We start from the raw sequence: 11,671 nt of genomic DNA on the forward strand, positions 1-11,671 counted from the left end.
CTGGTTATTTTATAAGGATTTTGATGTGTAATTATTTAAGGGTAATTGCCATATTTGGTGTTACGATATCACCAGTAGCCCCAGAGAATCGCTGTGCAAATATTTCGATATAATCGTTACTTGATAATTCCACAGTTCCGTTTAACGGAAGAACGACAATATCATTTAATGCACCTCCTCGTCCATAAATTTTGTATTGAGTTAAAGGAGTACCGTTTTTAGCAATATAAATAATATAAATTGCTACTCCTGGAACCTGAAACGAAATGGATCCTGCAAGCTGAAAAATTCTTTTCTTTTTCCCCATATAACGTAATCTATTATTGTTGTTTGGAGATACGTCTGTAGAAAATCTAAATAAATTATAAGATGTTGAATTTCCAAGCACCTTTACTGTATTACTAGGGTTTGCCGAAGTAAAGCTAGTCGCTGCTCCTGAACCGACAGTGTAATCCATAGAAAAATCACCCGTAGCATTTGCATCAGCCTCAGTAGGTATTCCTGCAGCTCTTACATTCCAGCTGTTAGTAAAATTATATCCTGTAAAAGTTCCTGCACCCGTATATGGTTTTACATATCCAGCGGTAGTGCCTCCTGTAAATACTACAGATTCTAATACAGCATCACCATTTATTGTTGGGTTTGCAGATACGTCAAAACCTACGGCTGTACCTTCAACCTGGCTAAAACCACCTTGTTTTTCTACAAGGGTAAAAGTTCCTGTCAGTTTTTCATAAGTTCCCAGATTATTAGCAAACCACGCCGTATTACTAAGTAATAATTGTGTAATATTATTATAGGTTATCCCGTTTGCATTTCCTGTAAAGTTCACGATACTTAAAAATGCCAGTCCAAAACCTGAAACCGTACCTACTGAATTAGAGTTAGCAACAATACTATCCCTGAAAATTAAATTTTGTGTTGCGGCACCGTTCAGGTTGAATACCAAACCGTTTGGAACAGATAATGTTACACCTCTGATACTTCCTCCGGTTGCTCCTTCAAAAAGATTACCTGTAGGTCTTACAATAACATCTTCATTTGCGTCTAGTCCCTGCACATAAGCATTATTTAAATCTATAGGGAAATTAAATGTCACCGTACCATTGATTTCATACAAAGTATTAGCGGTTAACAAATATTTAGATCCCCCGCCATTAGCAAGTTCAGTGGCTAAAACAGTGGCCAGATTATCTGTAGATTTTATACGTTTAAAATTGATTCTTCCGGGTACTCCGCTAATTATTGGCACCCACGCCGAAGTTCCGGTAGAGTAGTAGTAAAACACTTTTAAATCAGTATCATATACCGTTAAACCATCTGCGGGAGTTAGTATTGCATTTCGCTGAAGCGTTGTCATTCTTGGCGTAAGCATTCCTTTTGTGGTTGATGTAATGTCTAAAATTGAAGTTGCATTGGGTGTTGTTGTTCCAATACCTATTTGTGCGTTTCCTGTTAATGTTAAAAGGAAGAAAAACAACAACAATAATGTCTTATGATTTTGAAGAGTAGGTTTATTGATCATAATTTTAATATTAAAGGATTATTTTTTATGTATATTTTTTACTTATTTACCTGAATTTGAAATGACAATTTTGTCAGTGAATCTTTCATTATCAACTGTTAGGAACTCTGCAATGTAAATTCCGTTGCTTAATCCGCTGGTGGAGAAAGTGTAGTTTTCATCTGTTCCCAAATCCTTTTTAGAGAGTACCGTTTTACCTAAAACATCATACAGTTTAAAGGACTTCAGCGATAAATTATTAGGATTTGAAGCTACCAGCTTACTATTGGTATTATCCTGTGTGATAAAGAATTTTTTGAAGGTTTCGCTTCCGGTTCCAAGTGAAGTTTCACTTTTAAACGTAATTTTAAATCGGTCATTATATATTCCCGGTGCTACAGCAACCTCATAAGTGCCATTTTTAATATCATGATAAGAGTTGTCAAGCGCATCATACAAATAAATATTTTGCGAGTTGTCAAAGTTTATTACTTCCGGGATATAAAATTTAAAAGTAGTAGCGGTAGTTACCTTTGCGTTAAGCGCAATTTTTTTTGTATCATCAAAATTGATTCCCTGAATCACATAACTCGCATCTTGTAACCAGAAAGTTACATCGTTTGGCAATGCATCATCCATATTTAAAGCATCAATACCTACATCAATTCCATCAGTTGCCTGAGGAACAAATGCCAATGCTATTTGTCTGGTAAATTCATTATTGATGATGGTGTTTAATTTAAAATGTGAAACTTCTTCAATGACTTCTCCGGTAATCTCGTCTTTTTTGACAGTTTTTTCAGCAGGAGCCTGTTTTTCAAATTTAGATCCGCTAGTGCCTTCCTTGACAAATACTCTGTGACTATTTTTGAATGTTGCAGTTCCGTTAGCATTTGCATTAATTACAAAACCCTGACCAATAGGCGAATATCTTCTGTCGATTACAAGTCCTGAAGATGTTCCGGTGGTGTTTAATGATCCATCTGCTTTATACGAATTAAAAGTGGCTGGTATATATACTCCGGTCGACACCAAATCAAAGGGAGCATAAGATCCATAACCTCCCTTGTACGAAATAAGCGTGTGTGAATTTACAGTTTTATCCTGTTCCCAAAAGTAAGCGACACCGTTTGTTGCCAAATTAGAAACATCTAATAAAAATGCATTTAAATGTAACGCTGATGGATATGGATTTCCGGTTAACGTGGCATTGTTTGCGCCGAGAGTAATCGTGATATTGCCATCATTAGGTTTTCCTATAAAATCATATCGCTGAGCACCTCCGGGATTATTGGTAACACCGGTTGCTTCAGGATCTATGGCATCGGTCCCGCTGGTGCCTTTCATAGAAAAACCCTGACCGGCTGCGAGTGTTTGAGCACCACCAACAAATACCCATTGCGAATAATTATTGGCATTTGTTAATTTATAAATCCACTTGGCAGCTATTGCCAGCGGATTCGAGGTTCCGTTAGAATTAGTTGCAGGTAAAATTGTTGCTGCTGTTGAAGCAGTTGAAGTTGTTGGTCTGGCTAACATTGTAATTCCAAAGTTCTCATTTCCAATAGTGGCAGAAGCATTGCCCACGGGAGAGCACCAGTAATTGTAATCAAAATTGTCTGATGTTCCTTCCTGATAGACAGATAGTACGCCTGCTCCGGTATTTGTAGAAGTGCTCGTTGTACCTTGCAGTAATTGCCCATTGTTTCGCAAATATAAATTGGAGCTTGCTGCTAAATTTATGTCTTGCGTCACAAATAACACTTCGTTTTTTACATACATATTTGCTGTTGCGCCAAAATAAATTTGCGAGATGCATTTTGTGGTAGCAAATATTAAAATAAGTAAAGTTATTTTTTTCATAACTTATATTTTTTTAGTGTTTAATAGCTTGATTTCTAGTCGCTACTGATTAATTTTTTTTCCGATAAAGTTTAAATTGCAGATTTTGGTTTTGTTTTCTTTATCAGAAAATAAATCCCCAGTGAAACACCACTTAACATTAGAATCCAGATTTCACTGTCTATGGGGGCAGCATCACCTACCGGAGGCGGAATTGCTTCTGGCTGCGGAAGCGGAGGAGCGGGTGCAGCATTACTTTTAAAAATAAAGCACAGGAATACGGCTAATAATAACTTTAACTTTCTGATTTTCATATTGTAATTTTAGATTTGGGTAAATAAAATTTTAATTAATTCTCATTTGCTAAAAACATGGGTAAGAATAATTTTATAAAAAATAAATGTAGTTTTACTGAGATCGTTTTTGTTTGAGAAATCCATATAAAATGTAATTTTTTGGCTACGAAATAATAATAAGACAATCTGTTAAATCATAAAATAATTTGATAAAAAACTTCTTTCGAATACTGCTATTTTTGAATTATTGTCATTTTTTTAACAATTATTCTTTGTAGTACAAGTAGGATATTTAGTCTAATATATTGATAAAAAATCTATTTTTCGCAATTTAAACAACTTTATTTAGTAATATTTACTATGTATGCATAGTAAATATCGTAATATTGCTATTATTGAAAATGATGATAATAGATGATTTTTCAAGGAAATAATTAGTATAAACAAAAAAAGAGCTGATTTATGGAAATCAGCCCTTTTTTATTGATGTCGAAAATTGTATTATTTCAATGTAGTTTTGATTACAATTGCCGCTTGTTGAATCGCAATCTGTATGGCAGGAACATTTGCAATTGGGTTTAAGAGTCCATAATCGTGAATCAATCCATTGTACCTTGTTAAGGTTACAGCAACTCCAGCTTCGTTTAATTTTCTGGCATATGCTTCGCCTTCATCTCTTAAAACATCATTTTCAGCAGTTTGAACTAATGCAGGAGGTAAGTTTTTTAATTGTTCTAAACTTGCCTGAAGCGGAGATGCATAAATTTCTTTTCTTTTATTAGTATCAGGCAAATAGTTATCCCAAAACCATTTCATCATATTTTTAGTCAGGAATCTTCCGTTTGCAAATGAGTTATAAGATTCAGTTTCAAAATTAGCATTGGTTACCGGCCATAATAAAACCTGTAGTTTAATTTGAGGACCTTTTTTCTCTTTTGCCATCAAAGTAATTGCAGCAGCCATATTTCCGCCAACGCTGTTTCCTACTACAGCAAGTTTTTTACCGTCGACACCAATTTCTTTTCCGTTTTCTGAAACCCATTGAGTTGCAGCATAAATTTCGTTTATTGCAACCGGATATTGTGCTTCAGGAGAAGGAGTATAGTCCGGAAAAACCGCAACAGCGCCACTTTCAACCACTAAATCTCTCACTAATCGTCTATGAGTCGGATAATCTCCTAAAACCCATCCGCCACCATGAATAAAGATAAATACCGGAGCATTTGGTTTAACGCCTTTTGGTTTTGTAATGTGAATTGTTACTTTTAATCCGTTTTGTGAAATCACTTTTTCAGATTCTTCAATTCCTGAATAATCAACGGCTACAGATTTTTGTGCACCAACTAAAACGCCGCGAGCGTCTGAAACACTTAATTGTTCCAGAGGTTTTCCGCCACCGGAGTTTAGTGCTTTCAAAAACGAACGGACTTCTGTAAAAACCTGTGGGTCATTTTCTCCTTTAAATTGTCTTTCCTGAGCAGTTGTGATTGTGTTAATAGCGAACAATGCTGCTATAAATAAACCTTGCTGTAATAATTTAATAGTTTTCATATCTTTATTTGTTATCATTTATAATTTGATAGTGCAAAGATATGGCGGTAGTAAAGCTCTAAAAATAGACAAAAGTCTATTCTAATTGTACATTTTTCCCTTGAAGGTATTTTTTCCTGAAGTTTGACGGAGTGTCACCAACTTTATTTGAGAAAAGGCGGTTAAAGTAAGCCGGATCTTCGTAACCAAGCTGGTAAGCGATCTCTTTAACGCTTAAAGCCGAATATCCCAAGAGCCTTTTTGCCTCCAGAATGATTCGGTCTTTAATAATATCGTTGGGTTGTGTAAGTTCCAGCCGATTGAATTTGTTGGATAATGTTTTGGCTGCAACGCCCAGAATATCGGCATAATCAGCTACGGTATGTTTTGTCCTGAAATGAATTTCGACCAGACGGCTAAAGTCCCTGAAAAAATCCATTTCCTTAGAGGGTTCATTATTTAAAACACCTAATTGCTGGGTTTTCCAGATTCGCGTTGCTTTGATAATAAGTTGTTTGAGATACGTCCGGATCATTTCTTCCTGCGAAGAATCGGGCAAATCAAATTCTTCCTGAATCTGGGTGTAAATACTTTCAATAAATAAAACGTCCTTTTCCGGTAAAGCCGTCATTGGCATTTCAAAAATATTATTGAACAATAATCCGTCACAGGCAACCTCGGCATCATGAATTTGTACGCAATAAAAATCGCGATTGTAATACATAAAATAGCCCTGTTTTTTTCCTTCTTTATCAATTTGCAAATATTGATTGCTATTGATGAAAAATAGGGAAGGACTCGAAGTTTGGTATTGCTTAAAGTCTATGGTTACCAAATAATTTTCGGGCAGATAAAGTACTTTTATATAAGGTTTATAATAATCACCGTTGATTTCATGTATAGAATCCTGATTCAAAACTAGAAAACCCAGTTTTTTATAATTGGATTCAAAAAATTGGTGATTATTCATTATATGTTATTATCCGATAAAAGAAAGAATACTGGTAGGAATTTTGTCAAAATCCTCAATAGAATATGGTTTTATCAAATATGCTTTTACGCCAAGTACATCGCATTTTTCCTTATAAGCAGGATTTATACTGGTAGAATAAACAAAACATGGAATAGTTTTTAACTCATTATTGTTTAAAATTTCCTGTAAAGCTTCAATACCATCCACGATTGGCATATTAATATCAGTTAAAATAACGTCAGGAACTTCATTGGTATCATCTTTTAAAAAGTTTAAAAGTTCCTCACCATTTCCCACAAGACTTACTTTTGTAAAATCAGGGTTATTGGTAAAAGACTGAAAGATAATATCTGCGTCATCGCAATCATCTTCGGCAATTATAATATGTAAGTTATTTGAATGTGGCATTTTATAGAATTGGGAAATATAAATTAAATGTAGTTCCTTCGTTGAGATTACTTTCTACGGTAATATTTCCCGAATGATTCTCCATGATTTTTTTGCAAATAGCGAGACCTATTCCGTTTCCGGAATACTCATTCTTAGCATGTAAACGCTGAAAGATAGTAAAAATTTTAAGCAGATGTGTTTTTTCCATTCCAATCCCGTTATCTTTTATCTGAATTTTGATAAACTGATGGTCCTGATTTGGAATTTCCGATTCGAAATTATCGATTTGCGAAATTTCAATTATCGGCGGATTATCCGGTTTACTATATTTTATGGCATTTGTAATAAGATTGGCAAAAAGCTGTCGCATTTGCACTTTTGAAGCTTTCAAAACTGGTAAATTTCCAATTTTAATCTGCGCTTTTTTATCGTTGATTATAATTTCTAAATCATCAGTCACTTCAGAAATTACTGTGGATAAATCCAGTTTCGTACGTTCTTCCTGCGCTGTATGTGACGAATAGCTCACTAAATCATCTACAAGGGAATTCAATCTCAATGCCGATACCTTCATTACGTTCATTGATTTCGCATCTCCTTCACTAAGATAACTGGCATCGATCCTGCCATTATACATGACAATTTTTCTAAGCGGTTCTTTTAAATCATGTGATATTACATGAATAAATTCCTCCAGATTAGCATTTGTTTTATTTAACTCGTTGATTTTTTCTTCAAGTTCTTTTTGATTGTTTAATAATGCGTCCTCGTGTTTTTTCTTTTCTGTTAAATCAGTAACGACAACTCCAATTCCCTGAACAGCAGGTTCAAGGTCTGTCAAAGATATATTGGCAGGAAAAGTTTTTTTGTCATTATCTGTTTTAAATACTAATTCGTGGGTTGTGACTCCGTATTTTAAGGCTTCTATAATAGATACAAAGTTGTCTTTATTATCGAAGTATTCATATATATAGTTTCCAATTATTTTTTCAGAAGGTAAACCAATCAGTTTTGAAAAATATTCATTGCAATACAATATGAGTCCGTTTCTTGAAATACTCAAAGCGCCTTGTCCGAATTTCTCAATTAGCAGTCTAAAGGTATAATCCGCAGTTTCAAGTGAATAAAGCTGCGGAGTTCCGTTTGTATTTACTACTAAAGCATCAACATCTCCATCCTTTATGGCATCAACAATACTATTTGACTCATAAAGTTTTTCTTTTAATGCTTCTATTTCGGCTAATAAGAATTCGATATTTGTTTTGTTGTCCTGCAAATTATTCTCTTATATTTAGTATTCTTAATACCTTTTCTTTGTCTGACAAATCACCTAAAATGATTCTTCTTGGTCCAGGGCTAAATTTTATCAATGTAGGAATGGCTACAATTTGATGAATTACTGCCTGTTCGCTGTCACGACTGATATCAATAATTTCTAGTTCATAATTATTTTCAAGATATTTATCACATATCCTGCGTAGATTTTCGATTGCATGTCCTGATTTTACTGACATACCCGAAACGAAAAGCATAAACTTGTGTTTGGTTGTACTTGCTTCATCAGATGAAATTTCCATTTTTTACGAGTTTAAGGGTTTAATATTAAGCCCAACAAGTACTCTTTCTTCATTTGAAAGATCGCCAATAATTTTGCGGATAGGTTCAGGAAATTTCCTTACCAATGTAGGTACAGCAAAAATCTGATCACCTTCTGCCAATTGAGGATTCTTAAGTAAATCTACAATTTCAATGCTATATTTACCTTTTAAATGTTCCTCGGCGTATTTTTTTATATTTTCAAGCGCAGTAATAGACTTAGGGGTCTGACCCGCTATATAGAGTCTTAACTGCCACTCTTTTACAACTTCCTTTTTCATCTTATTTTGTTTTTTTAGAAGCCAGTTTTTCCTGTAATTCTTCTGTTGCTTTCAGGATGCTTAATTCTTCTTCAGCAGATTCGAACTCATTTTTGAGTGCTTCAATATTGGCTTCAAGAACACGGCGTTTACGCTCAATTTCCCTGTCTTGTCTATTAATCTCATTTTGCAGTTTAATATCAGATATTGTTTTCTTGAATTGATGCGATTGTCTTGCAGCACCGGTAAGAATTCCCTGCGGTCCTAATTCAACATCCAGTAATTTGATTCCGTTACTTGTAATAACAAATTCCCTTACCTGGTTTGAATGTCCCATACCTCTTGATTTCACAATAAAAATGCCACGGTTTCTTTCGCCAATACCTTCCATATCGCGTACAGTAACCCATGTATCGACTAATGAAGATACAGATTCCTCTGCAAGATCAGGTCTGAAATTATCCGATTGTTTGTTTAACGAAGTAAAAAGTGCTGTAATATTACTGGCTTTCAGCATATCAATAAGCCTTACCAGCATTGAACGTACTTCGTGTTCGCTACCTACCGTAATTAAATTACTAATAGGATCTATGATTATTGTAGTAGGTTTAAATTCCCTTATATATTTTCTAAGTGTAAGCAAATGCAGTTCAAGACCATTTAAAGAAGGTCGTGATGAATGAATTAGCAAATTACCACTGTCAATGTGTTTTTGAAGATCAACACCTATTGATTTCATGTTTCGAACCAATTGCTGAGGCGATTCTTCAAAAGCAAAATAAATTGTTTTTTCGTTGTTCTCACATTGTTGATTTGCAAAGTAACAAGCCAAAGTTGTTTTAGCCGTTCCCGCTGTTCCCGAGACTAAAATATTGCTTCCGCGATAAAACCCACCGCCTTCAAACATTTCATTTAATCCTGATAATCCTGTTGGAACAATATCTGATGAAACCTCATTGTTTAATTTTAAAGAAGTAATAGGCAGCACCGAAATTCCGTCTTCATCAATTAAAAACGGATATTCGTTTGTACCATGAGTTGAACCTCTGTATTTTACAATTCGGAGTCTTCTTGTAGAAACCTGCTCAGTGACACGATGATCGAGAACTATAACACAATCCGAAACATATTCTTCTAATCCCTGACGAGTTAATGTTGCTTCGCCGCGTTCTCCGGTAATAATTGCCGTTACGCCTTTGGTTTTTAGCCAGTGAAATAATCTTCTGAGTTCAGCCCTAAGAATCGCCTGATTGTCCAATCCTGCAAATAACGATTCAATTGTATCGAGTACAACACGTTTTGCTTTAATGGAATCAATCGCATGTCCTAACCTGATAAATAAACCATCAAGGTCATATTCACCGGCTTCTTCAATTTCAGATCTTTCAACACGTACGTGGTCTACAACGAGTTTTTTATCAGCTTTGAGCTGTTCAAGGTCGAAACCAAGTGATTTTACATTTAAAGTAAGGTCATCCGAAGGTTCTTCAAAAGACATGAAAACTCCGGGTTCGTTATACTCTGTAATACCTTTAATAAGGAATTGCATAGATAACAATGTTTTTCCACAGCCGGCACCACCGCAGATTAAAGTTGGTCGTCCTTTAGGGAATCCGCCATCAGTAATCTCATCAAGGCCATCTACTCCCGTAGGAGTTTTGGGAAATATAAAACTATTTGATTTTGTTTGTTCTTGCACGATATATAAAATTCTATTGAATCAAATATACGTTTTCCTAGAATATTAACAATTAATATTTATTAAAGATTTAACAGCTGTTTAGCAATAATTAAACCTTATAATGAATGCTTTATGCTTAAACATGGTAATAATGTAAAATACAAGTAAAATCATGAAAAAATATTTATAAATTTCATTATCGTAAATCGAGTTGCTGAATATTTTTGCGGATACTATTTTTATCAGAAATTGATTTGGCTAAGCCAAACGCCGTTTTATAGTGCTGTAAGGCCGTTTTATTGTCATAATTGCTATATAAATTTCCAAGTAAGGAAAAATAGAAATGATTGTCACTAAGATTTAATTTTTCAGCTTCAACAATTGCTTCCTGCTTTCCTTTTACCTTTGATAAAGCATAAGTCCGGTTTAAAGCCACTATGGGAGAATATTCTAAAATGATCAGATTGTTATACAATTCTAAAATATTCTGCCATTTTTCAATGTTATACCCTGACAACTGCACTTTTGATTTTGGACAAATTTTTGAAAAAAAACATAAAAAACTGAAATAAGTTGAGAATCTTGATTATAAAGGGATTATTAATTTAGAATTAAATCTATATCTTTAGAATATTGAGATAATGAAGGTTTGCCATTAAAACTATTTGTCATTGTCCACGGAATAAGTTTTCCGTTTTCGATGATTTCTTTTTTAGAATAAAGAAGGCTGAAATACATTTCTAAATCATTCGGGTTTTGTGGAACACCTTTGTTTTTTGATTCTTGCGGAATATCTTCATAATAATACCTGGATTGTTTTAAAACAGGATATTTATTCAGTAAATAATCATTTATTGTGAATCGAGGACCATCGCCTTGGTATAAATCTGCAGCTATAATAGGGGTAATAGTCAGATTTTTAATGTTTTCCTTCGCACTTTTATATTGATCTGACGTCATGGTAAAATCAGATTCCTTCAAATTATCTTTCTGAGACAATTGCCTGATAACCGAAAGTCGGACATAATCGCCATCGATTTCAATTACCTTAAATACAAAATAATATTTCTGATAGCTTTGGCTTCCGTTAATACCGGTTTCCTTACTAAAAATAAAGCTTCCTACTTTGAGTTGATGTTCTTCGCTGTTTATGGCTTTTTTCCACATATAAGGGTTGTAAACCTTTTGTTTAAGAAAATATAAAACGGCTAAAACGATAACAGCAATCAGGATTATTTTTTTCATTTGTTTTGAAAGTAGGAGAGAAGTGTTTTCTGCAAATATCTGTAAATTTAATTAAACGAAAATTTTTAACAAATAAATGAAATCACTTTTTGCAGTTTATAAAGTTTTTTACGACGCGTTAAACCTGACAGGTTTTAAAACCTGTCAGGTTTGTCAAAGATTGCGGTTAGTATTATTTCAGGTTTCACTTTTTAAAATGGAAATAAAAAAAAGCTCACAAAGTTTAAAGATAAAGCTTTGCGAACTTTGTGTTTTATAAAAATCTGCTTAATAAAAAAAACTTTGCGGACTTTGCGGTAAAATCTACACAATACCTCTCATTTCAAACCTGAAACCTGAAACAAACAAAAAAAC

At 34.1% G+C, this 11,671-nt stretch carries 12 protein-coding genes; all 12 read right to left on the bottom strand.

Annotated features, from left to right (window positions below):
- Positions 1 to 31: 31 nt before the first annotated feature.
- The gene (locus tag ACHRVX_RS04180; protein ID WP_395329523.1) at positions 32 to 1,525 is read right to left on the bottom strand and encodes a hypothetical protein; all 1,494 of its coding nucleotides are present in this window, start codon (positions 1,523 to 1,525) and stop codon (positions 32 to 34) included.
- Between the two features lie 42 nt (positions 1,526 to 1,567).
- Positions 1,568 to 3,367, bottom strand: a complete 1,800-nt coding sequence (locus tag ACHRVX_RS04185) for a T9SS type A sorting domain-containing protein (protein WP_395329525.1) — start codon at positions 3,365 to 3,367, stop codon at positions 1,568 to 1,570.
- 71 nt (positions 3,368 to 3,438) lie between these two features.
- Positions 3,439 to 3,660: a hypothetical protein gene (locus tag ACHRVX_RS04190; RefSeq protein ID WP_395329527.1), complete on the bottom strand. Its 222-nt coding sequence runs from the start codon at positions 3,658 to 3,660 to the stop codon at positions 3,439 to 3,441.
- Positions 3,661 to 4,143: 483 nt separating this feature from the next.
- Positions 4,144 to 5,193, bottom strand: a complete 1,050-nt coding sequence (locus ACHRVX_RS04195) for an alpha/beta hydrolase (RefSeq protein WP_395329529.1) — start codon at positions 5,191 to 5,193, stop codon at positions 4,144 to 4,146.
- A 76-nt stretch (positions 5,194 to 5,269) separates the two neighbouring features.
- Positions 5,270 to 6,142: a helix-turn-helix domain-containing protein gene (locus ACHRVX_RS04200; protein WP_395329531.1), complete on the bottom strand. Its 873-nt coding sequence runs from the start codon at positions 6,140 to 6,142 to the stop codon at positions 5,270 to 5,272.
- A gap of 9 nt (positions 6,143 to 6,151) precedes the next feature.
- On the bottom strand, positions 6,152 to 6,553 hold the full coding sequence (locus ACHRVX_RS04205; protein ID WP_395329533.1) for a response regulator: 402 nt from the start codon (positions 6,551 to 6,553) through the stop codon (positions 6,152 to 6,154).
- Between the two features lies 1 nt (position 6,554).
- Entirely contained in the window at positions 6,555 to 7,811 is a 1,257-nt protein-coding gene (locus ACHRVX_RS04210; RefSeq protein ID WP_395329535.1) for an ATP-binding protein, read from the bottom strand.
- Position 7,812: 1 nt separating this feature from the next.
- Positions 7,813 to 8,112 carry a circadian clock KaiB family protein gene (locus tag ACHRVX_RS04215; protein WP_395329537.1) on the bottom strand — a complete coding sequence of 100 codons (300 nt, stop codon included), beginning with the start codon at positions 8,110 to 8,112 and terminating at the stop codon, positions 7,813 to 7,815.
- Between the two features lie 3 nt (positions 8,113 to 8,115).
- Positions 8,116 to 8,412, bottom strand: coding sequence for a circadian clock KaiB family protein (locus ACHRVX_RS04220; RefSeq protein WP_395329539.1), 297 nt, complete (start codon positions 8,410 to 8,412; stop codon positions 8,116 to 8,118).
- A 1-nt stretch (position 8,413) separates the two neighbouring features.
- Complete coding sequence (gene kaiC / locus ACHRVX_RS04225) at positions 8,414 to 10,090, bottom strand: circadian clock protein KaiC (protein ID WP_395329541.1); 1,677 nt, start codon at positions 10,088 to 10,090, stop codon at positions 8,414 to 8,416.
- Between the two features lie 178 nt (positions 10,091 to 10,268).
- Positions 10,269 to 10,589: a hypothetical protein gene (locus ACHRVX_RS04230; protein WP_395329543.1), complete on the bottom strand. Its 321-nt coding sequence runs from the start codon at positions 10,587 to 10,589 to the stop codon at positions 10,269 to 10,271.
- A gap of 83 nt (positions 10,590 to 10,672) precedes the next feature.
- On the bottom strand, positions 10,673 to 11,317 hold the full coding sequence (locus tag ACHRVX_RS04235; RefSeq protein ID WP_395329545.1) for a hypothetical protein: 645 nt from the start codon (positions 11,315 to 11,317) through the stop codon (positions 10,673 to 10,675).
- Between the last annotated feature and the right edge of the window lie 354 nt (positions 11,318 to 11,671).

Origin of the sequence: Flavobacterium sp. FlaQc-47 (genome assembly GCF_044006475.1) — a bacterium.
Classification (GTDB): domain Bacteria; phylum Bacteroidota; class Bacteroidia; order Flavobacteriales; family Flavobacteriaceae; genus Flavobacterium.

Bases quoted from the DNA above. Each gene is read 5' to 3' on its own strand.
- ACHRVX_RS04180 (WP_395329523.1), bottom strand. From the start codon at position 1,525: ATGATCAATAAACCTACTCTTCAAAATCATAAGACATTATTGTTGTTG.
- ACHRVX_RS04185 (WP_395329525.1), bottom strand. From the start codon at position 3,367: ATGAAAAAAATAACTTTACTTATTTTAATATTTGCTACCACAAAATGC.
- ACHRVX_RS04190 (WP_395329527.1), bottom strand. From the start codon at position 3,660: ATGAAAATCAGAAAGTTAAAGTTATTATTAGCCGTATTCCTGTGCTTT.
- ACHRVX_RS04195 (WP_395329529.1), bottom strand. From the start codon at position 5,193: ATGAAAACTATTAAATTATTACAGCAAGGTTTATTTATAGCAGCATTG.
- ACHRVX_RS04200 (WP_395329531.1), bottom strand. From the start codon at position 6,142: ATGAATAATCACCAATTTTTTGAATCCAATTATAAAAAACTGGGTTTT.
- ACHRVX_RS04205 (WP_395329533.1), bottom strand. From the start codon at position 6,553: ATGCCACATTCAAATAACTTACATATTATAATTGCCGAAGATGATTGC.
- ACHRVX_RS04215 (WP_395329537.1), bottom strand. From the start codon at position 8,112: ATGGAAATTTCATCTGATGAAGCAAGTACAACCAAACACAAGTTTATG.
- ACHRVX_RS04220 (WP_395329539.1), bottom strand. From the start codon at position 8,412: ATGAAAAAGGAAGTTGTAAAAGAGTGGCAGTTAAGACTCTATATAGCG.
- ACHRVX_RS04235 (WP_395329545.1), bottom strand. From the start codon at position 11,317: ATGAAAAAAATAATCCTGATTGCTGTTATCGTTTTAGCCGTTTTATAT.